The sequence below is a fragment of the Streptomyces sp. NBC_00193 genome, assembly GCF_026342735.1.
Lineage (GTDB): Bacteria > Actinomycetota > Actinomycetes > Streptomycetales > Streptomycetaceae > Streptomyces > Streptomyces stoeckheimensis.
The window spans coordinates 946,366-966,336 of record NZ_JAPEMM010000001.1 but is presented as its reverse complement, the minus strand read 5'-3'; the positions used below and the strand labels follow the sequence as shown (position 1 = coordinate 966,336).

19 protein-coding genes are annotated in these 19,971 nt (G+C 71.5%); 13 read left to right on the top strand and 6 right to left on the bottom strand.

Annotated features, from left to right (window positions below; genetic code table 11):
* Positions 1 to 237: 237 nt before the first annotated feature.
* Together OG898_RS03930 and OG898_RS03925 are read left to right on the top strand one after the other, a co-directional pair.
* Positions 238 to 1,017 carry a hypothetical protein gene (locus OG898_RS03930; protein ID WP_266954986.1) on the top strand — a complete coding sequence of 260 codons (780 nt, stop codon included), beginning with the start codon at positions 238 to 240 and terminating at the stop codon, positions 1,015 to 1,017.
* Positions 1,011 to 1,220 (top strand): hypothetical protein, encoded by a 210-nt coding sequence (locus OG898_RS03925; RefSeq protein WP_250742450.1) that lies wholly within the window; start codon positions 1,011 to 1,013, stop codon positions 1,218 to 1,220. Before OG898_RS03930 ends, OG898_RS03925 begins: the two co-directional genes overlap by 7 nt.
* On the opposite strand, the gene OG898_RS03920 is transcribed toward OG898_RS03925, so the two are convergent.
* Positions 1,217 to 1,918 carry a nitroreductase family protein gene (locus OG898_RS03920; protein WP_266954984.1) on the bottom strand — a complete coding sequence of 234 codons (702 nt, stop codon included), beginning with the start codon at positions 1,916 to 1,918 and terminating at the stop codon, positions 1,217 to 1,219. The genes OG898_RS03925 and OG898_RS03920 overlap by 4 nt on opposite strands.
* 121 nt (positions 1,919 to 2,039) lie before the next feature.
* Here OG898_RS03920 and OG898_RS03915 point away from each other — a divergent pair, with 121 nt between their 5' ends.
* Entirely contained in the window at positions 2,040 to 2,300 is a 261-nt protein-coding gene (locus OG898_RS03915) for a hypothetical protein (protein ID WP_323184810.1), read from the top strand.
* A 10-nt stretch (positions 2,301 to 2,310) separates the two neighbouring features.
* Here OG898_RS03915 and OG898_RS03910 read toward each other — a convergent pair whose 3' ends face one another.
* Positions 2,311 to 4,341: a phosphocholine-specific phospholipase C gene (locus tag OG898_RS03910; RefSeq protein ID WP_266954982.1), complete on the bottom strand. Its 2,031-nt coding sequence runs from the start codon at positions 4,339 to 4,341 to the stop codon at positions 2,311 to 2,313.
* Between the two features lie 119 nt (positions 4,342 to 4,460).
* On the bottom strand, positions 4,461 to 5,486 hold the full coding sequence (locus tag OG898_RS03905; RefSeq protein ID WP_266954980.1) for an NADP-dependent oxidoreductase: 1,026 nt from the start codon (positions 5,484 to 5,486) through the stop codon (positions 4,461 to 4,463).
* Positions 5,487 to 5,586: 100 nt separating this feature from the next.
* On the opposite strand from OG898_RS03905, the gene OG898_RS03900 reads away from it, so the two are divergent.
* From OG898_RS03900 to OG898_RS03885, 4 genes are all read left to right on the top strand, one after another.
* Positions 5,587 to 6,468, top strand: a complete 882-nt coding sequence (locus OG898_RS03900; protein ID WP_250742446.1) for a LysR family transcriptional regulator — start codon at positions 5,587 to 5,589, stop codon at positions 6,466 to 6,468.
* A gap of 260 nt (positions 6,469 to 6,728) precedes the next feature.
* Positions 6,729 to 6,863, top strand: a complete 135-nt coding sequence (locus OG898_RS03895) for a hypothetical protein (RefSeq protein WP_266881296.1) — start codon at positions 6,729 to 6,731, stop codon at positions 6,861 to 6,863.
* A 92-nt stretch (positions 6,864 to 6,955) separates the two neighbouring features.
* The gene (locus OG898_RS03890) at positions 6,956 to 7,996 is read left to right on the top strand and encodes a 3-isopropylmalate dehydrogenase (protein WP_250742445.1); all 1,041 of its coding nucleotides are present in this window, start codon (positions 6,956 to 6,958) and stop codon (positions 7,994 to 7,996) included.
* Between the two features lie 231 nt (positions 7,997 to 8,227).
* Positions 8,228 to 9,313 carry a branched-chain amino acid aminotransferase gene (locus OG898_RS03885; protein ID WP_250742444.1) on the top strand — a complete coding sequence of 362 codons (1,086 nt, stop codon included), beginning with the start codon at positions 8,228 to 8,230 and terminating at the stop codon, positions 9,311 to 9,313.
* 107 nt (positions 9,314 to 9,420) lie between these two features.
* On the opposite strand, the gene OG898_RS03880 is transcribed toward OG898_RS03885, so the two are convergent.
* The gene (locus OG898_RS03880; RefSeq protein WP_266954977.1) at positions 9,421 to 9,597 is read right to left on the bottom strand and encodes a hypothetical protein; all 177 of its coding nucleotides are present in this window, start codon (positions 9,595 to 9,597) and stop codon (positions 9,421 to 9,423) included.
* Between the two features lie 114 nt (positions 9,598 to 9,711).
* Positions 9,712 to 11,139: a cytosine permease gene (locus tag OG898_RS03875; protein WP_250742442.1), complete on the bottom strand. Its 1,428-nt coding sequence runs from the start codon at positions 11,137 to 11,139 to the stop codon at positions 9,712 to 9,714.
* A gap of 156 nt (positions 11,140 to 11,295) precedes the next feature.
* On the opposite strand from OG898_RS03875, the gene ureA reads away from it, so the two are divergent.
* From ureA to OG898_RS03845, 6 genes are all read left to right on the top strand, one after another.
* Positions 11,296 to 12,021, top strand: coding sequence for an urease subunit gamma (gene ureA / locus OG898_RS03870; protein WP_266954974.1), 726 nt, complete (start codon positions 11,296 to 11,298; stop codon positions 12,019 to 12,021).
* Complete coding sequence (locus OG898_RS03865; protein ID WP_266954972.1) at positions 12,018 to 13,760, top strand: urease subunit alpha; 1,743 nt, start codon at positions 12,018 to 12,020, stop codon at positions 13,758 to 13,760. Before ureA ends, OG898_RS03865 begins: the two co-directional genes overlap by 4 nt.
* Before the next feature lie 47 nt (positions 13,761 to 13,807).
* Positions 13,808 to 14,848 carry an agmatine/peptidylarginine deiminase gene (locus OG898_RS03860; protein ID WP_250742439.1) on the top strand — a complete coding sequence of 347 codons (1,041 nt, stop codon included), beginning with the start codon at positions 13,808 to 13,810 and terminating at the stop codon, positions 14,846 to 14,848.
* Between the two features lie 33 nt (positions 14,849 to 14,881).
* Positions 14,882 to 15,502 (top strand): TetR/AcrR family transcriptional regulator, encoded by a 621-nt coding sequence (locus tag OG898_RS03855; RefSeq protein ID WP_250742438.1) that lies wholly within the window; start codon positions 14,882 to 14,884, stop codon positions 15,500 to 15,502.
* A gap of 365 nt (positions 15,503 to 15,867) precedes the next feature.
* Entirely contained in the window at positions 15,868 to 17,505 is a 1,638-nt protein-coding gene (gene cimA, locus OG898_RS03850) for a citramalate synthase (RefSeq protein WP_250742437.1), read from the top strand.
* Positions 17,506 to 17,802: 297 nt separating this feature from the next.
* Complete coding sequence (locus OG898_RS03845) at positions 17,803 to 19,179, top strand: hypothetical protein (RefSeq protein ID WP_266954969.1); 1,377 nt, start codon at positions 17,803 to 17,805, stop codon at positions 19,177 to 19,179.
* A gap of 31 nt (positions 19,180 to 19,210) precedes the next feature.
* Here OG898_RS03845 and OG898_RS03840 read toward each other — a convergent pair whose 3' ends face one another.
* Positions 19,211 to 19,819 carry a YceI family protein gene (locus OG898_RS03840; RefSeq protein WP_250742434.1) on the bottom strand — a complete coding sequence of 203 codons (609 nt, stop codon included), beginning with the start codon at positions 19,817 to 19,819 and terminating at the stop codon, positions 19,211 to 19,213.
* Between the last annotated feature and the right edge of the window lie 152 nt (positions 19,820 to 19,971).

The following is a 19,971-nucleotide window of genomic DNA, read 5'->3' as shown; positions in this document are numbered from 1 at the left end:
GCCTTCGGTTAGTTGTCGCGTACGGCGACACGCTCCAGCACTCGGGCCCGGCTACCCGAGGGGGCGAAGGGCTCTTACGAGTTCCCGTGCGGGGTGGGTTCCACATCGGAGATGTACGACTTCTGCGTGCCCGTGCCGGGGCGGCGCCCGAGGAGACGTATGTCCCGGCGTACCGACAACCGCCACCGTGTTGCCACCATCTGCCGCAAGGCCACTGGTCTCACGCATCATGCCTGCATGCGCTGGGCCGAAGACGGCCTGATCACCCGGCAGCGGCCCGTGCCTGACGCGGATACACCGCATCAGCAGGCTTTCGACGCCCAGCTCCTCGCCGGACTCGCAGGAGCGGCGGTACTCGGCCTCACCGGCATCCGGCCCGCTCCCGTGGAGCCATCCCTGACCCTGCACCCGGACCGTTCCCGGGAGGTCCTCGACGCCGTGCTGCCGCGGCTCTCCGAAGACGGGGCGCTGCACGGTGTCCCAGGGCTGCGCCTCGTTTCCGACGGTGGGTCGTGGTGGCTGACGCGCACCGCCTGCCAGTCACGAGTTCGGCTGGTGCATCCGCAGCCGGGCTGGGCCCCGAGTCTGCCGCCAACCGGGCCGGCGGCCGGAGGCCCGGAGCAGCTGTGGCGCAGCCACCGACACGGCCTGCACCCGGCCGAGGTGGCCCGGCTGCACGGCCGGGCCGACGGGGGAGAGACCTCCCGGGACCGGGACAGGCTGCTCAGCCGGATGCTGCGACGGCTGAGGCTCATCACCGAGGCCGCTGCTGAGCACGGGCGGGTGCACCTCGAGACCACCCAGTGGTACGACCTCGTCATCATGTGCTGCTGCGGGTCGGGAGCGGCGAAGCTGATGCACGGGCTGCGCCGGAGCGCTCTCGGGGAGGGGTGGTCCGGCGACTCCGGGGCGGCGGGCGACATCGACCTGGGTGAGGCGTCCGTCGCCGTGCGGCACGGCCCGTGCCGGTTCCAGGAACCAGCAGACGCGCCCGACCCGGGGCGGGCCACGTGCTGACCGCGGCGATCGTCACCGCCGCCGTGCTCGGGGTCTCCAAGGTGGTGCGGGACTGGCTGATCCTGCGGCAGGTGCGGGCAGCCATGGATGCGGGCACGCCCGAGGACCGGGTGCGGATCGGGATGCGGCTGGCCGGGGCGCTCGGCGGGCAGCCGTCCGGCGAACCGGGACCGCCGCCCGCCGGGCCGGACAGCCCCGCCTAGACCTCCACGATGACCTGGTCCAGGGACTTGCGGGTCAGGTCCGGGACCTCGCAGTCGTCCGACGGGTAGCCGACCGGGATCACCGCGAAGGCCTTTTCGTTCTCGGGGCGGTTCAGGACGTGGGAGAGGAAGCGCATCGGGCTCGGTGTGTGGATCAGGGCGGCCAGGCCGGAGAGGTGGAGGGCGGACAGGAGCATGCCGACCGCGATGCCGACCGACTCGTCGACGTAGTAGTGCTTGTGCTTCGCGCCGTCCTCGCCGAGCCAGTAGCGCTGCTGGAAGACCACGATCAGGGCCGGGGCGTCGGTGAGGTGGGTCTTCACGGCGTCCGTGCCGATGGGGCGCAGGGCCGCGAGCCATTCGTCGCCGAGGCGGCCGTCGTAGGACAGCTGCTCCTCCTGCTCGGCGGCCGCGCGGATCTGCTCCCGTACGGCCGGGTCCTTGACCAGTACGAAGGTCCACGGCTGCTGGTGCGCCCCGGAGGGTGCGGTCGCGGCGCACGCGATGGCGTCGCGGACCACCTGCTCGGGCACCGGGTCGGTGGAGAAGTGGCGTACGGTCCTGCGCCCGTCCATCCGCTCGCGCAACTCGGCGGCCCGCGCGAGGGATTCCGGCGCCGGCATCCGCTCGGGGCGGTAGGGGGCGGGGCGGTACGGCTGCCCGTGGATCGGGGTCCACTGCTGGGTATCGGGAGACATGGGGCGAGTCTGCCGAGCCAATGGTCCAGACCGCCAGAGCCGCGTCGGCCCAATCCGGCCGGTGGGCGATATTTCATGTCCGGATAGCGGATACGGGTGGTGGGGGAGCCCGCTGCTGGTCGTGGCCCGCCTGGAGGAGGTCGTCGTGCGGGCCTACGCAGTGGGTGCGCTGTCGGCCTCGGAGGCGGGGGCCGGGCTCTACCGCGCCCGCGGCTGGTCGGTGTGGCCGGGTCGGATCGGGGTGCTCGGGCCCGGCGGGCCCGAGCGGCTGCCCGAGGAGGAGGGGGCGACGTACGTGTGGGCGCCGCCCGGCGGTGGGGTGCTGCTCGATCCCACCGCCGGGCCGCTGTACTTCGACTGGCGCGACGGGGACGTGCTCTAGGCGACGTCCGCTAGCTGCCGCTGATGCTCGGCGCGCCCGTCTCGATGTGGCCCGTGTAGCGGCGCGACCAGGTGCCGTCGGAGTCGGCGAGGACCGTGAAGTCGTACCAGCCGTTGTTGTAGGCGACGGCGTTGAAGTAGTCCTCGCGCGAGGAGTTCGCCGGCACGGTGTAGGTCCACGGGCCGTCCGTGCGGTAGGCGTTCGCGCGGATCGTGAAGGTGACCGGCGAGGCCGAGGCGTTCGTCATCTTGAGGTAGAGCGCCGTCTTGCCGGTGCCCGGCTCCACCGCGAAGCGGGACGCGACCTCGATCGACTTCCCCGCCTTCGACGCGTCGCCGATGAAGCGCCGCAGGAAGCGGTTCGGCCCGTACATCGAGATGTCGTACTTGCCGGAGCCGCTGCCCGTGCCGATGTTGAAGTAGTCCGTCGACGTGGCGCCGGCGTCCACCGTGTACTGCCAGGCGGCCGTGTCCCGGTACTGGTGCGGGTGGATCGAGAAGTGCGCCGCCTGCTTCGCCTCGGCGCCCGCGTTCGTCATCGAGAACCAGGCCAGGATCTTGCCGCCCGACCCGAACTCGAAGCGGTCCAGGTTCCCGTTGACCTGGTACGGAAGGGCGCGCGCGGGCCGGGTCCCGGCCTCCTGCACCGGCTGCGCGTTGTCCTGGGGCACCGGGTTGGGGAGCGGGCCGCAGGTCGCCTGGCCGATGACCTTGGCCGTGGAGGGCAGGCCGGCGGGAACCCCGTAGACCGGGTGCGCGAAGTCGAAGACGCCCGTCAGGTCGCCGGTGACCTTGCGGCGCCAGGCGCTGATGTTCGGACAGTTCGCGGGGGTGCCGAGCGCGGCCGTCCACTTCTCCATGAAGCGCAGGACGGAGGTGTGGTCGAAGACCTCGGAGCTCACCCAGCCGCCGCGGGTCCACGGGGACATCACGATCATCGGGACGCGGAAGCCGAGCCCGATCGGGACGCCGTCGATGTACTCGCCGGCGGTGCCGGGCGGGGCGACCGGCGGCGGGACGTGGTCGAAGAAGCCGTCGTTCTCGTCGTAGTTGAGGAAGAGGACGGTGGAGTCGAAGACCTCCGGGTCGGCCGAGAGCGCGCGGTAGACCAGGTCCACGAAGTGCGCGCCGTCGCCGGGCGGGGCGTACGGGTGCTCGGAGAAGGCCTCGTTCGCCACGACCCAGGAGACCTGCGGGAGGGTGCCGGCGACGACGTCCGCGCGGATGGCGGCGGCGATGTCGTCGGGGGTGGAGCCGGTGACCTTGGGGACGGAGCCCATGCCGCGGTCCCACAGCGGGTTGCCGGGGGCGGCGTCGGTGAACTTCTTGAAGTAGGCGAGCCCGTTGTCCCCGTAGTTGTCCTGGGCGTTCTGGTAGACCTTCCAGCTCATCCCGGCGCGCTGGAGGGCCTCCGCGTACGTCTCCCAGGTCAGCCCGGACTCGTCGCCGCCGTCCTTGCTGGAGGCGTCGATCTTGCCGCTCCACAGGAAGGTGCGGTTGGGGCCGGTCGCGCTCAGGGTGGAGCAGAAGTAGGCGTCGCAGATCGTGTAGTTGTCGGCGAGGCCGTAGTGGAACGGTATGTCGCCGCGGTCGAGGTACCCGAGGGTGCGGGTGTTGCCGACGCCGGTGACGAAGTTGTCCATGCGGCCCTTGTTCCAGGCCGCGTGCTGCGAGGTCCAGCTGTGCGGGAGGTCGCCGTTGCACTGGGCGAGGGTCTCGCCGTCGACCCCGCCCACCGGCGGGGTGGAGCTGAGCTTCCACGGGTACTGGCGGCCGCCCCAGTTGGGCTGGTTGAACATGCCCCAGCCGCCCGGGATGTTGCCGGCCGCGCGGTCGCTGAAGCCGCGGACACCCTTCAGCTTGCCGAAGTAGTGGTCGAAGCTGCGGTTCTCCTGCATCAGGATCACCACGTGCTTCACGTCGGTGATCGTGCCGGACGCGGCGGCCGCGGCCGCCGAGGTCGGCGCGATCGCGGGCAGGGCCGCCCCTGCCATCAGCCCGGCGCCGATTCCCACGAATCCTCTGCGGCTGATAGGTGTCACTGGCTGCTCGCCTCCAACTCAAGTGCCCCGCTGGCACATTGACGGCAAGAGTGGCGGTAGCCGCGCCAAAGGTCTACATCTGTGCGGTAAGAAGTCGGTGAACATCCGGGTGGCCTGATTCAGCCGTCGACCCGTACGAGCATCTTGCCCAGATTGTCCCCTCGGAGCATGCCCAGGAAGGCATCCACCGTGTGGTCAAACCCCTGTACAACAGTGGTGTCGGTACCGATCCGGCCGCTGCGCAGATGGGGGACGAGGAAGTCCTCCAGCTCGTCCTGCAGATTGGTGTGATTGCGAACCAATACCCCTTCCAGGCGCAGCGACTTGTGTACGACCTCGAAGAGGTTGCGGGGCGCGGCGGGGGAGCGGTCGCCGTTGTACATCGAGATCCCGCCGACCCAGGCGATCCGTCCGTACTCGCGCAGCACGTCGATCGCCCCCTCCAGGTGGTCCCCGCCGACGTTGTCCACGTAGACGTCGATGCCGCCCGCCCCCGTGGCGGCCGCGGCCCGTGCGAGCTGCTCGCCGACCGGCCCGTCGTGGTAGTCGAAGGCCGCGTCGAAGCCGAGGACCCCGGTGAGGTGGCGGACCTTCGCCGCCGAACCCGCGCTGCCGATGATCCGGCGGGCACCGAGCAGCCGGGCGATGTGGCCGGTGGCCGTGCCGACCCCGCCGGCCGCGGCCGAGACGAAGAGGTCCTCGCCCTCGCGCAGGCCCGCGGTGCGGGTCAGGGCGGCGTACGCGGTCAGGCCGGTGCCGCCGAGGATGGAGAGGTACGCCTCCAGCGGGACGCCCTCGTGGCCGCGCAGCGTGCGGGTGCCGCCCGCGCCCAGGGTGACGAGGGCGTGGGTGCGCCAGCCCTCGCGGTGGAAGACCAGGTCGCCCTCCGCCAGGCCGGGGTCGCGGGAGGCGATGACCCGGCCCACCGAGCGGCCTTCCAGCGGGGTGCCGAGTTCGAAGCCGCCCTCGCCGCCGTCCATCAGTCCGCGGTGGTACGGGTCCACGGAGAGCAGCAGGTTCTGCACCAGGGCGGTGCCGGGCCGCGGCTCGGGGACGGGGGTGCGGACGTAGGCGAAGTCGGAGGCGGCGGGGAAGCCGGCCGGGCGGGCGATCTGGTGGACGGCGCAGGCGGTGTTCGTGGTCATGGCGAGGACGCTAGGAGGGAATCGCCGGGCCGGGCAGGGGGTTTGGTTCATGGAAGCCGCACATCCATGAACGACGCTCATAGAACGAGGTGAGGGCCCCGTGGCCGAGCTCCTCCCGCAGGAACTGCGGGTGCTGGTGGCCGTCGCCGAGCGCGGCGGCTTCTCCGCCGCGGCCGCCTCGCTCGGCCTCACCCAGTCGGCCGTCTCGCACTCGGTGCGCGGCAGCGAGGCCAAGCTCGGCGCGGTGCTCTTCGAGCGCGGCCGCACCGGCGCCTCGCCCACCCCGGCGGGGGAGCGGGCCGTCGGGCACGCCCGCCGGATCCTGCGGCTGTACGAGGTCATGGGCGCGGAGGCGCGCGGCGCGGGCGGGGCGGCCGCCCCGGCGGCGCTGGACGGCGTGCTGCGGATCGCCGCCTTCCGCAGCGCGGCCCTGCACCTGCTGCCCCCGGCCCTGGAGCGGCTCACCGCCCGCCACCCCGGCATCCGCCCCGAGGTCCGGGTGGTGCGCGAGCTCGGCGCCGGCGCGGCCGGGGAGGTGGCCGCGGGCCGCGCGGACCTCGGCATCGCGACGCTGGGCGTGGCGCAGGGCCTGCCGCCCGGCCTGCTGAGCGGGGTGCTCGTGGAGGAGGCGTACGCCCTGGTGCATCCGGCCGGACACCCCGACCCGAAGGCGCTGCCGCTGATGGACTGGGACGAGAACTGCGGCTCCTACACCCGCACCTGGTGGCTGGCGCAGGACTGGATCCCGCGGGCGACGGTCAAGGCGGAGGACGACGCGATGGTGCTGACCATGGTCGGGCGGGGGCTCGGCATGGCGATCATGCCCGAGCTGTCCCTCCGGGAGGTGACCGGAGCCGTGGACGTCACCGGTTTGGGTCCGGAGGGGCCCGTGAGACGCGTGGGGTACGTCACCACACCGGAATCTGCTGCAACCCTCGCCGTACGGGCTCTGATCAGGGAACTTCGCGCCGTGAGCGGCTGAAATCGGAGCCCGGGAGAGGGGCTTCCGGGTGGTTCGGCGTCTCAGATAGTAGGAAGTCCGAGTAATTGCGGAGACATACAGCGGGAGCTGGCCTACGTTGTAGAAGCCGAACGTCTCGCCGATCCGGCGAATGGCGGTCGAGAGCGCGCGCCCCATGGCAGGCAACCCCTGCCGCGCACCGCTCCCCGCCTCTTCCGGCGCCTTGAAGGAACCCCTCATCCGCGGCCCCGCCGCGCCGTGATCTCAAGGAGTCGATCACCATGACGCACACCCCCTCCACCACCGCCCGCCGCGTCCGCCGCTCCGCCTCCGCCGATGCGGACCGCAAGAACGCCGCCGCCGCCCTCCAGCGCGCGCTGGACCGCCGCGACAACGGCGGCTCGACCGGCCACTGACCTGCCGCTGAGCACTCCCGGCCCGAGACATATTGCGTCCACATGGTGGACGCAATATGTCTGAGGGATGGGACAAGGAGTACGGTTCCACCATGTCGACCAGCATCAATCTCGCAGTGATCCCCGGTGATGGCATCGGCCAGGAAGTCGTGGCTCAGGGCCTCAAGGTCCTTACCGCGGTCCTGCCCCAGGATGTGAAGCTGGAGACCAAGGAATACGACCTCGGCGCCCAGCGCTGGCACCGCACCGGTGAAACCCTCCCGGACGCGGAGCTCGAAGCCCTCAAGCACCACGACGCGATCCTGCTGGGCGCCATCGGCGACCCCTCGGTCCCGTCGGGCGTCCTGGAGCGCGGTCTGCTGCTGAAGCTCCGCTTCGCCTTCGACCACTTCATCAACCTGCGCCCGTCGAAGCTCTTCCCCAACACGGCCACCCCGCTCGCCGGCCGTCCGGAGATCGACTTCGTCGTGGTCCGCGAGGGCACCGAAGGCCCGTACACCGGCAACGGCGGCAGCCTGCGCACCGGCACCCCGGCCGAGGTGGCCACCGAGGTCAGCCTCAACACGGCCTACGGCGTGGAGCGCGTGGTCCGTGACGCGTACGAGCGTGCCAACGGCCGCCCGCGCAAGAAGCTGACGCTGGTCCACAAGAACAACGTGCTCGTGTACGCCGGTCACCTGTGGAAGAACATCTTCGACAAGGTCGGCCAGGAGTACCCCGAGGTCACCACCGACTACCTGCACGTCGACGCCGCGACGATCTTCTTCGTCACCCAGCCGGAGCGCTTCGACGTCATCGTCACGGACAACCTCTTCGGTGACATCCTCACCGACCTCGCCGCCGCCGTGACCGGCGGAATCGGCCTGGCCGCCTCGGGCAACATCAACCCGACCGGCGCCTTCCCGTCCATGTTCGAGCCCGTCCACGGCTCGGCCCCGGACATCGCCGGCACCGGCAAGGCCGACCCGACCGCGACGATCCTCTCGGTCGCCCTCCTGCTGCGCCACCTCGGCTACGAGGCCCAGGCCGCCCGCATCGAGGACGCGGTCTCCGCCGACCTGGCCGAGCGCGACGGCACCTTCCGCTCCACCGACGCCATCGGCGACGCCCTCGCCGCGCGAGTAGCCGGCTGACCCGGTAGCCCCATCTCCAGGAAGCCGCCGGGTCGCGACCACCGCACCCGGCGGCTTTTCCTGTGCGGCCCCGGGTGTCACCATCTCTCCTGGGCCGCATTCACCCCGTTTCACCGAAGCGTCCTCCCGCGCGATAATCGAACGCGAGGCCGCGGAATACGGGGAAGCTCGGACGTCCTAGTACGCCGTGAGCGCGGTCCGCCCTACAAAACCGGTGAAGGACAAGCACTCATGACGACGCCCACGATCGAGCTGAAGCCCTCCTCGACCCCCCTGTCCGCCGCGGAGCGCGACGCGATCCTGGTCAGCCCCGGCTTCGGCCGCCACTTCACCGACCACATGGTCACGATCAAGTGGACCGAGGGCCGCGGCTGGCACGACGCCGAGCTGGTCCCGTACGCGCCGCTGTCGATGGACCCGGCGAACATGACCCTGCACTACGCGCAGACGATCTTCGAGGGGCTCAAGGCCTACAAGCAGCCCGACGGCACCGTCGCCACCTTCCGCCCGCAGGCCAACGCCGAGCGCTTCCAGGCCTCCGCCCGCCGGATGGCGATGCCGGAGCTGCCGACCGAGCTGTTCATCGCCGCCTGTGACGCGCTGATCAAGCAGGACCGCGGCTGGGTGCCGGACTCCGGCGAGGCCTCGCTCTACCTGCGGCCCTTCATGTTCGCCACGGAGGTCGGCCTCGGCGTCCGCCCGGCGAACGAGTTCCTCTTCATCGTGATCGCCTCGCCCGCCGGCGCCTACTTCCCCGGGGGCGTCAAGCCCGTCTCCGTCTGGCTCTCCGAGGAGTACGTCCGCGCCGCCAAGGGCGGCACCGGCGCCGCCAAGACCGGCGGCAACTACGCGGCGTCCCTCGTCGCGCAGGCCCAGGCCGCCGAGCACGGCTGCGACCAGGTGGTCTGGCTCGACGCCGTCGAGCACCGCTGGATCGAGGAGATGGGCGGGATGAACCTGTACTTCGTGTACGGCGACCGCATCGTCACCCCCGAGCTCACCGGCTCGCTCCTCCCCGGCATCACCCGCGACTCCCTCCTCACCATCGCCCGCGACCTCGGCTACACCGCCGAGGAGGGCCGGATCACCACCGAGGACTGGAAGCGCGACAACGAGAACGGCACCCTGACCGAGGTCTTCGCCTGCGGTACGGCCGCTGTGATCACCCCGGTCGGCTCCGTCAAGTCGGAGCGCGCGAACTGGACCCAGGGCAACGGTGAGCCCGGCGAGGTCACCATGAAGCTCCGCAAGGCCCTCCTGGACCTCCAGACCGGCCACAACGCCGACACCCACGGCTGGATGCACCAGCTGGGCTAGAGCCCGCAGTCGGAGCCTGCAGGCTGGAGCCCGCAGTCCGCACACGCCGAAGGCCCCCCGCGCGATGCGCAGGGGGCCTTCGGCGTGTGCGGGGGAGGGGGGCGTGGTCAGCGCTTCCCGTCCGCCTCGCCCTCGCCCTCGTGCTTCTTCTCGTCCTCGCGCTTCTTGCCGCGCTCCCGCCTCGTCCCGTCCGGGCCGAGGCCCACCAGGGTGTCACCGAAGGCGTAGGCCAGGCCCGCGACTCCCTTGGCGATCTTTCCCGCCACGTATGCGAGTTCTTCCATGACGCCTCCCCGTGCCGAACGCGTCGGCCCCTGTCTGTCGGCCGCCGCTATAGGGATGGACGCCGCCGCAGGCCGGATGGTTGACCGCCGGAGCAGAACCGGAGTACGGGTGGCTCAGGCGGCCACCGGCTCCTCGGCGGCCTGCTCGGCGGGCGCCGGGGCGGGGGCCGTAAGGGCGGTCAGGACCGTGTAGACCAGGCCGCCGGTCAGGCCGGAGAGGACGAAGGAGCAGTCCACGCCGTTGGTGAGGGCCAGCAGCGGGCCCTCGTAGAACGGGGTGGTCACGGCGAGCAGGCCGACGCCCGCGCCGACGGCCCAGGAGAGGGTGGCCGGGACGTTCCAGCCGCCGCGGAACCAGTAGACCCCGCCCTTGGCGCGACGGTTGAAGACCTGCAGGGCCTCGGCGTCGTAGCGACCGCGGCAGCGGACGTAGCCGATGAGGGTGATCACGGCCCACGGGGTGCCGATCGCGGTCAGCAGCAGCACGAACGAGGTCATCGCGGCCTGTACGTCCCACTCGAAGGAGCCGACGAACACGAACGCGGTGGCCACGGCCGCGGCGATCACGGTGGCCGTGGTGCGGGTGGCCTTGGGGACGATGGCGTCGAGGTCGAGGCCCATGGAGTAGAGCATCAGCCCGGCGTTGCCCACCGATCCGGCGGCCGCGGCGACCAGCAGCGGAACCAGGTACCAGAACGGCGCGGCGTCGACCAGCGGACCGGCGTACTCGGCGCCGGCCCGGGCGGCGAGCGCGGTGTAGGTGCCGAAGAGCTGCGGGATCAGCAGCCCGACGAGCAGGCCGAGCCCGGTGGACCAGAGCACCTTGCGGGAGCTGTGCCTGCGCGGGGAGATGTAGCGGGTGTAGTCGCCGAGCAGGGTGATGAAGGCGACGGGCCCGCTGAGCCCGGCGGCGACGGCGGCGAGCAGCCAGGTCGGCCAGAAGGAGCCGAGCAGGTACGCGGTGTCCGGCGGAGCGGCGGTGGTGAAGTCGGGTGCGTAGGCGAACACGCCGACGGCCAGCAGCAGCACCATGCCGATGGAGAGCACCTTGCTCATGCGCAGCAGCAGCCGGTAGCCGAAGACGGCTCCGACGACGGTGCATGCGGCGAGCACGCCGTACATCACGGCCCGGGAGACTCCGGTGTCCGGCAGTCCGGTGAGCCGGGACAGGGCGCCGACCATCACGTCGCCGCCTATCCACAGGGTCAGCGCGGTGTAGCCGAGGGAGAGCAGCAGGCCGACCACCGAGCCGACGAGCCGGCCGCGGACGCCGAACTGGGCGCCGCTGGAGGTGGAGAGGTTGGTCCCCGTGCGCAGGGATACGAGCGCCAGCGGCGCGGTGAAGGCGATGCCGACGAGGGTGCCGGTCACGATGGCGGTGACCGAGGGCCACAGACCCAGTCCGAAGGACGGGGGAAGCCAGCCGAAGACGATCACGCCGAGGCAGAGATTGGAGCCGAGGAGGATCGAGATCAGGTCACGGGGACCGCTGGTCCGTTCCTCCTCCGGGATGGTGTCGACTCCGCGCTGTTCGATGGGCATGGGGGGACTCCCTTGGCAGGGCGGGGGGTGGCAATGCACTGTTTGAGCGACACTCAATGTGACCTAAGCCCTGGTCCCAGGTCAATGCTTCATTGCAAGGAAATGAAGAGTTAGAGTGATGCTCTAACCCATCGACTCAAAGGGTGGTGGATCGGCGTGCGGCTGACCCCTACGGAGCGCGACCGGCTGCTTCTCCGCAGTGCTGCGGAACTGGCCAGGGCGCGACGGGCCCGCGGACTGAAGCTCAACGTCCCTGAGGCCACCGCGCTCGTCGCGGACACGGTCTGCGAGGCCGCGCGCGACGGCAAGCGGCTGGCCGAGGCGATCGAGGAGGCCCGCTCCGTGCTGGGCCCGGACGACGTCCTGCCCGGCGTCAGCGACGTGGTCACGGAGGTGCACGTGGAGGCCGTCTTCGACGACGGATCCCGCCTCGCGGTGGTCTCGTCCCCGATCCGGGGCGCCGTCGGCCTGGGCGAGGACGCCCCGGGCGCGGTCGTACCCGGCCCCGGAGCCCCCCAGCCGGAGCCCACGGTCCACCTGCGCGTGCGCAACACCGCCCCGGTGCCGGTGAGCGTCACCTCCCACTTCCACTTCTTCGAGGCCAACCCGCGCCTCGACTTCGACCGCGCGGCGGCCTACGGCATGCGCCTGTGCGTGCCTGCGGGCTCCTCGGTCCGCTTCGACCCCGGCGGCGAGGCCGAGGTCGCCCTGGTCCCGATTGGTGGCGCACGCATCGCCATCGGCTTCGCCGGCCTGGTGGACGGCCCGCTGGACGCTCCCGGAGCCAAGGAGCTGGCGCTGACCCGCGCCGCGGCCTGCGGCTATCTCGGCGCGGCCGCTGCTCCCGACGCCAACGACCGCCCGGAAGGGACGACGGCATGAGCCGGCAGACACCCCACACGGACCACAGCGCGCACTGCGCACCCGGCAGCCGGCACATCGACCCGCACGAGTACGCCTCCGTCTTCGGCCCCCGCGCCGGCGACCGGGTCCGGCTCGGCGACTCCGGGCTGACCGTCCGGGTGGAGTCCGACTCCCAGAAGCCCGGGGACGAGTTCCTGGCCGGTTTCGGCAAGACGGCCCGTGACGGGCTGCACCTGAAGGCCGCCGCCGTCCGCGACACCTGCGACGTGGTGATCAGCAACGTGCTGGTCATCGACGCAGTCCTCGGCATCCGCAAGGTCTCCATCGGCATCCGCGAGGGCCGCATCCACGCGATCGGCCGGGCCGGCAACCCCGACACCCTCGACGGGGTGGACGTGGTCGTCGGCACGGGGACGAGCATCGTCTCCGGCGAGGGCATGATCGCCACCGCCGGCGCCGTCGACACCCACGTGCACCTGCTCTCCCCGCGCATCATGGAGGCCTCGCTCGCCGCGGGCGTCACCACGATCATCGGCCAGGAGTTCGGCCCGGTCTGGGGCGTCGGCGTCAACTCGCCGTGGGCGCTGAAGCACGCCTTCAACGCATTCGACGCCTGGCCCGTCAACATCGGCTTCCTGGCCCGCGGTTCCTCCTCGGACCCGGCCCCGCTGATCGAGGCCCTCGCCGAAGGCGGGGCCTCCGGGTTCAAGGTCCACGAGGACATGGGCGCGCACACCCGCGCCCTGGACACCGCCCTGCGCGTCGCCGAGGAGTACGACGTGCAGGTCGCCCTGCACAGCGACGGCCTCAACGAATGCCTGTCCGTCGAGGACACCCTGCGGGTGCTGGACGGCCGGACCATCCACGCCTTCCACATCGAGGGCTGCGGCGGCGGCCACGTCCCGAACGTCCTGAAGATGGCGGGCGTGCCGAACGTCATCGGCTCCTCCACCAACCCGACCCTGCCCTTCGGCCGGGACGCGGTCGCCGAGCACTACGGCATGATCGTCTCCGTCCACGACCTCAAGCCGGACCTCCCCGGCGACGCCGCCATGGCCCGCGACCGGATCCGCGCGGGCACGATGGGGGCCGAGGACGTCCTGCACGACCTCGGCGCGATCGGCATCACCTCCTCCGACGCCCAAGGCATGGGCCGCGCGGGCGAGACCATCCGCCGCACCTTCGCCATGGCCGCCAAGATGAAGGGCGAGCTGGGCCCGCTGGACGGCGACGGCGAGGGCGACGACAACGCCCGCGTCCTGCGCTACATGGCCAAGCTGACCATCAACCCGGCCATCGCCCACGGCCTGGCTCACGAGATCGGCTCCATCGAGGTCGGCAAGCTCGCCGACATCGTGCTGTGGCGCCCCCAGTTCTTCGGCGCCAAGCCGCAACTGGTCCTCAAGTCCGGCTTCCCGGCCTACGGGGTCACCGGTGACCCCAACGCCGCCACCGACACCTGCGAACCGCTGGTCCTCGGACCGCAGTTCGGCTCGTACGGGGCCACCGCGGCCGAGATCTCCGTAGCCTTCGTCTCTGCCGCCGCGGCGGCCCTGGGAAGCGACGAGATGCCGACCCGCAGGCGCCGGGTCGCCGTCCGCGGCACCCGGGGCATCGGCCCCGGGAACCTGCTCCTCAACTCCCGGGTGGGCGCGGTCGATGTGGACGCGCGCAGCGGACTCGTCTCCCTGGACGGCGAACCGCTGCGCTCCGAAGCCGCCGAATCGGTCTCCCTCAACCGCCTGTACTTCTTGTGAACCAGCACAGTTCGTACGTCAGAACAGCCCGTAAGGACCTCCCTGCCATGACCGACACCACGCCCGTGAACGCCGGATTCCGGATGCCCGCCGAGTGGACGCCCCACGAGCGCACCTGGATGGCCTGGCCCAGCCCCAACCCCACCTTCACCAACGAGCAGGAGCTCGCCGAGGCCCGCGAGGCCTGGGGCGCCGTGGCCCGCGCGGTGCGCTCGTACGAGCCGGTGACCCTGGTGGTCTCGCCCGGGGACGCCGAGAGCGCCCGCGCCGTGGTCGGCGACGACATCGAGCTGGTCGAGCGCGAGCTCGACGACGCCTGGATGCGCGACATCGGCCCGACCTTCGTCACCAACGACGCGGGCGAGCTGGCCGCCGTCGACTGGACCTTCAACGGCTGGGGCGCCCAGGACTGGGCCCGCTGGGACCACGACTCGAAGATCGCCCGGGAGATCTCCGGCATCGTCGGGACCCGCACCTACAGCACCGCGCTGGTCAACGAGGGCGGCGCCATCCACGTGGACGGCGAGGGCACCGTGCTCCTCACCGACACCGTGCAGCTCGGCAAGGGCCGCAACCCCGACTGGACCCGCGAGCAGGTCGAGGCCGAGATCCACGCCCACCTCGGTACCACCAAGGCGATCTGGCTCCCGTACGGCCTGGCCGGCGACTACGGCACCTACGGCACCCAGGGCCACGTGGACATCGTCGCGGCCTTCGCCCGCCCCGGCGTGGTCATGGTCCACAGCCAGCCCGACCCGGCCCACCCGGACCACGAGCGCGGCAAGACCATCGCCGCCATCCTGCGCGCGGCCACCGATGCCCAGGGGCGTCAGCTCCAGGTCGTGGAGATCCCGGCGCCGACCGTGCTGGAAGAGGACGGGGAGTGGGTCGACTACTCCTACATCAACCACTACCTGTGCAACGGCGGCGTGGTCCTGTGCGCCTTCGACGACCCGCGCGACGAGGAGGCGGCGGAGATCTTCCGCGGTCTCTTCCCCGAGCGGACCGTGACGCTCGTCGACGCACGTACGATTTTCGCCGGGGGTGGCGGTATCCACTGCATCACCCAGCAGCAGCCGAAGGTCTGACCCCGAGAGGGCGACCGGGACGAGGAGTGGGCCATGGTGGCGGGTGAGGTACGTGCCGCGCGCAAGAACGCGCCGCCGCGCGAGGACGTACTGGTCGCCGCCATGGCCACCATCGCCGAACGCGGCCTGGACGGTCTGACCATGGCCGGCCTGGGCCGCCAGGTCGGCATGAGCAGCGGTCATCTCCTCTACTACTTCCGCACCAAGGACGAGCTCCTGCTGCAGACCCTGGAGTGGAGCGAGGCGGCGCTGGGCACCCGCCGCCGCGCCCTGCTGTCGCGCCGCGGCCCGGCGCGCGAGCGCCTGCAGGCGTACGTGGACCTGTACGTGCCCGAGGGTGCCCGGGATCCGCACTGGACGCTGTGGCTGGAGGTCTGGAACCGCTCGCAGAACGCGGGACCGGGGGAGCGGGACCGCCAGGGGGCCATCGAGGGCGCCTGGCACCGGGACCTCGTGGCCCTGCTCGCCGAGGGCATCTCGCGCGGAGAGTTCCGCCCGGTCGACCCGGACCGCTTCGCGGCCCGGCTGCGGGCCCTGCTCGACGGGTTCAGCATCCAGGTCGCCGTCGGCCTGCCCGGGATAGGGCGGGGCGACATCCTGGAGCACGTCGGCGAGTTCCTCAGTGAGGCGCTGACCCCGGGGGCCGGAGCCTGAGCCGGCGCCCCGCCCGGCCCGCGGTCCCGCCCCGCCCCTCCAGCCACCGGACGGGCCTGCCCGCATGCTGAGATCCCCGTCCATGCGCGGCATGCGGTATGGCAGACTGCCGACGTGCCTGCTCAGCTCATGATTATGGACAGCAGCGCGCCGGTCCCCAGTGGCCGCTGAGCCGCGAAAGAACTTCGCGGAGGCGGCCACCGTGCCCCAGACCCGCGCGCAGACCTCTCGCACCCGCGAGAGGTTTTTTCGTTTTCCGGCCCGAACGTGCCGGAAACGGGCAGCGCGCGATGATGGGGGCAGTGGCGTCGGCCTGCCCCGCGGGCGGCATCCGGAACCACCCATCCGACAGGAGTCAGATCAGCATGACGACGACAGAGGCGACCGAGCCGACTGCGCCGGCTTCGGGCCCCGGCACCGATGACGGGTTCCACGTCTTCGACACGACCCTGCGCGACGGTGCCCAGCGTGAGGGCATCAACCTCACGGTCGCGGACAAGCTGACGATCGCCCGGCACCTGGACGACTTCGGGGTGGGGTTCATCGAGGGCGGCTGGCCCGGCGCCAACCCGCGCGACACCGAGTTCTTCTCGCGCGCCCGCGCGGAGATCGACTTCAAGCACGCCCAGCTCGTCGCCTTCGGCGCGACCCGCCGGGCGGGCGGCTCGGCCGCCACCGACCCGCAGGTCCGCGCCCTGCTGGAATCCGGCGCCCCGGTGATCACCCTGGTCGCCAAGTCCCACGACCGGCACGTCGAGCTCGCCCTGCGCACCACCCTCGAAGAGAACCTGGAGATGGTCCGCGACACCGTCGCCCACCTGGTCTCCCAGGGCCGCCGGGTCTTCGTCGACTGCGAGCACTTCTTCGACGGCTACCGGGCCAACGCCGAGTACGCGAAGTCCGTCGTGCGCGCCGCACACGAGGCCGGCGCCGACGTCGTAGTCCTCTGCGACACCAACGGCGGCATGCTGCCCGCGCAGATCACCGCGACCGTGGCGACCGTACTGGCCGACACCGGCGCCCGCCTGGGCATCCACGCCCAGGACGACACCGGCTGCGCCGTCGCCAACACCCTGGCCGCCGTGGACGCGGGCGCCACCCACGTGCAGTGCACCGCGAACGGCTACGGCGAGCGCGTCGGCAACGCCAACCTCTTCCCGGTCGTCGCCGCGCTGGAGATCAAGTACGGCCGTACGGTCCTCCCGGCGGGCGCGCTGGCCGAGATGACCCGGATCTCGCACGCCATCGCCGAGGTCGTCAACCTCACCCCCTCCACGCACCAGCCCTACGTCGGCGTCTCCGCCTTCGCGCACAAGGCGGGCCTGCACGCCTCGGCGATCAAGGTCGACCCGGACCTGTACCAGCACATCGACCCCGCGCGGGTCGGCAACACCATGCGGATGCTCGTCTCCGACATGGCCGGCCGGGCCTCCATCGAGCTCAAGGGCAAGGAGCTCGGCGTCGACCTCGGCGGGGACCGCGCACTGGTCTCCCGGGTGGTGGAGCGGGTCAAGGAGCGGGAGCTCCAGGGCTACACGTACGAGGCCGCCGACGCCTCCTTCGAGCTGCTGCTGCGCGCCGAGGCCGAGGGCCGGGCGCGCAAGTACTTCCGCATCGAGTCCTGGCGGGCCATCGTCGAGGACCGCCCCGACGGCACGCACGCCAACGAGGCCACGGTGAAGCTGTGGGCCAAGGGCGAGCGGATCGTCGCGACGGCGGAGGGCAACGGCCCGGTCAACGCACTGGACCGCGCGCTGCGGGGCGCCCTCGAACGCTTCTACCCCCAGCTCGCGAAGTTCGAGCTGATCGACTACAAGGTCCGCATCCTGGAGGGCGCACACGGCACGTCCTCCACGACCCGGGTCCTGGTCACCACGACGGACGGCACCCGCGAGTGGAACACGGTCGGCGTCGCCCCGAACGTCATCGCGGCCTCCTGGCAGGCCCTGGAGGACGCCTTCACCTACGGCCTTCTCCACGCGGGCGTGGAGCCGGCGGAGTAGTCCCGGGCCGCGACCGTGGCCGTGGCCGCGGGTGCTTCCGCGTCAGCACTGCGATGTCACGTGCGCGTGGAAACGCTCGCGGCTCCTCCAGGACCGTGAAGTGGAGGTAATAGCCGTGGTGCGGCTCCAGGGCCCGGGGTCCGCCCGGTTTCCCTTTCACGGCCCATGCCCCGGGCGGGGCGAAGAGGGGGAAGGGCCCCGGTCGGGGAGTGTAGGTCGAACGGATGGTCGGCGCGGGCCGATAGCCCTTATGTCCAGCTCACACAGGATTGCACCCGTTCGGGTAGCGTCGTGACTATGAGGACCAGGCTTATATCCGTACGTATGGGATCGCTGCTGGCCGCTCTGCTGCTGGCGCTGTCCGCGACCGCCCTGCTGGTCGCCCCGGGGGCGTCGGCGGCCGACGGGACCACCACCGTGGCGGAGGCCCTCAAGAAGGGCCCGGTCTACGTGGACCCCCGCGCCGAGGCGCAGCTGTCGCCCGCGCAGGCGGACGCGCTCGCGAAGAAGATCAAGGACGCCGGGAAGCCGGTGTTCGTGGCCGTGCTGCCGGCCACCGCCGAGTTCCCCGCCGCCAGCGTGCTCAAGACGGTCCGTACCGAGACCGGCATCACCGGGCTCTACGCGATCCGGCTCGGGGAAGGCTTCAACGCCGGTGCCGACCGGGCCGTCATGCCGAACAACGCCGTCCGCAACCTGGTCGACGCCGTCAAGGCGGGCGGGACCACGGACGCGAACACCGAGCTCAACACCTTCGTGGACCAGGCCCTCGCCCAGGCCAAGGGCAAGGCCCCGGCCTCCTGGGGCACTGCGAGCACCGACGGCGGCGGCGCCCCGGTGGGCGCCCTGATCGGACTCGGTGTGGTGGCCGCCGTCGGCGGTGGCGGGGCGTACGCGCTGGTCAAGCGCAACCGCAAGAAGAAGGAAGAACTTCGCCGCGAGTCCATCGCCCGGCTGAGCGTGGTCGTCGACGAGGACATCACGGCCTTCGGCGAGGAGCTGGAGCGCCTCGACTTCCACCCCGGTGAGCCCGGCGCCGACGACGCCATGCGCGCGGACTGCGAGCAGGGCCTCGACTCGTACGAGAAGGCCAAGCAGATCATGGCCTCCGTGCAGCACCCCGAGGAGGTCAAGGGGGTCACGCAGGCCCTCGAGGACGGCCGCTACGCCCTGGCCCGCCTCGACGCGCGCCGGCAGGGCCGGCCGCTGCCCGAGCGCCGCGCTCCCTGTTTCTTCGACCCGCGCCACGGGCCGAGCACCGAGGACGCGGCCTGGGCCCCGGCGGGCGGGGCCGCCCGTACGGTCCCGGTCTGCGCGGCGGACGCCGTCCGGCTGCGCGACGGCCAGGACCCGGCGGTCCGCACCGTCGACACTGAGCACGGTCGGCGCCCCTACTACGACGCCGGCCCGGCGTACGGTCCCTGGGCCGGCGGCTACTTCGGCGGCGGCATCCTGCCCGGCCTGCTCATGGGCACGATGCTCGGTTCGATGATGTCCAGTCCGGCCTACGCCTCCGACTTCGGAGGCGGCAACGGATTCGACGGAGGGGGCGGAGGCTTCGACGGCGGCGACGTCTCCGGGGCCGACTTCAACCCGTCCGACTTCGGCGGCGGGGACTTCGGCGGCGGAGGCGGCTTCGATGGCGGAGGCGGCTTCGGCGGGGGCGACTTCTAGCCGCCCCCGGCCCCGCGGTGTGGAATCGGGGTCACGCCTGCTTGATCGCCGAGATGTCGAAGGTCAGCTTCACCTTGTCGCTGACCATCACGCCGCCGGTCTCCAGCGCCGCGTTCCAGGTCAGGCCCCAGTCGGAGCGCAGGATCTCGGCCGAGCCCTCGAACCCGACGCGCTCGTTGCCGTAGACGTCGGTGGCCGAGCCGCCGAACTCCAGGTCGATGGAGAGCGGGCGCGTGACGTCCTTGATGGTCAGCTCGCCGGTGATGCGGTACTTGTCGCCGCCGAGCTGCTCCGCCTCGGTGGAGCGGAAGGTCATCAGCGGGAAGGTCTCGGCGTCGAAGAAGTCCCCGGAGCGCAGGTGTCCGTCCCGGTCGGCGATGCCGGTGTCGATGGAGGCGATCTTCACGTCGATGGAGGCGGTGGAGCGGGACGGGTCGGCGCCGTCCAGGTGCAGGGAGCCCTCGTGGTCGGCGAAGGTGCCGCGCACGTTGGTGACCATCGCGTGGCGGACGGTGAACCCGATGCTGCTGTGGGAGGCGTCGATGACGTAGTCGCCGGTGAGCGCGGCGAGGGCCGGGTCGACCTCGAGGGTGGCGACGGCGGTGGTGGTGTCCTGGGCGCGGCGGGTGAAGAGACCCATGGCTGCTTCTCCTAAGTAGGGGTGCCGCTCGGTGACCGGCACTCGTTGAACTTTCAACAACAATGACGCTAGACCCATTCCGTTCAAATTTCAACCTCTGGCGTTCTTGCGCGTGGCTTGGATGACTTGACGGCGCCTTGGCGGCACCTTGT

Coding starts and splice junctions, on each gene's coding strand:
- cimA (WP_250742437.1), top strand. CDS start 15,868: ATGACGACGACAGAGGCGACCGAGCCGACTGCGCCGGCTTCGGGCCCC.
- OG898_RS03855 (WP_250742438.1), top strand. CDS start 14,882: ATGGTGGCGGGTGAGGTACGTGCCGCGCGCAAGAACGCGCCGCCGCGC.
- OG898_RS03865 (WP_266954972.1), top strand. CDS start 12,018: ATGAGCCGGCAGACACCCCACACGGACCACAGCGCGCACTGCGCACCC.
- OG898_RS03875 (WP_250742442.1), bottom strand. CDS start 11,139: ATGCCCATCGAACAGCGCGGAGTCGACACCATCCCGGAGGAGGAACGG.
- OG898_RS03905 (WP_266954980.1), bottom strand. CDS start 5,486: ATGACCACGAACACCGCCTGCGCCGTCCACCAGATCGCCCGCCCGGCC.
- OG898_RS03880 (WP_266954977.1), bottom strand. CDS start 9,597: ATGGAAGAACTCGCATACGTGGCGGGAAAGATCGCCAAGGGAGTCGCG.
- OG898_RS03840 (WP_250742434.1), bottom strand. CDS start 19,819: ATGGGTCTCTTCACCCGCCGCGCCCAGGACACCACCACCGCCGTCGCC.
- OG898_RS03930 (WP_266954986.1), top strand. CDS start 238: ATGCGCTGGGCCGAAGACGGCCTGATCACCCGGCAGCGGCCCGTGCCT.
- OG898_RS03895 (WP_266881296.1), top strand. CDS start 6,729: ATGACGCACACCCCCTCCACCACCGCCCGCCGCGTCCGCCGCTCCGCC.
- OG898_RS03885 (WP_250742444.1), top strand. CDS start 8,228: ATGACGACGCCCACGATCGAGCTGAAGCCCTCCTCGACCCCCCTGTCC.
- OG898_RS03920 (WP_266954984.1), bottom strand. CDS start 1,918: ATGTCTCCCGATACCCAGCAGTGGACCCCGATCCACGGGCAGCCGTAC.
- OG898_RS03860 (WP_250742439.1), top strand. CDS start 13,808: ATGACCGACACCACGCCCGTGAACGCCGGATTCCGGATGCCCGCCGAG.
- OG898_RS03890 (WP_250742445.1), top strand. CDS start 6,956: ATGTCGACCAGCATCAATCTCGCAGTGATCCCCGGTGATGGCATCGGC.
- OG898_RS03845 (WP_266954969.1), top strand. CDS start 17,803: ATGAGGACCAGGCTTATATCCGTACGTATGGGATCGCTGCTGGCCGCT.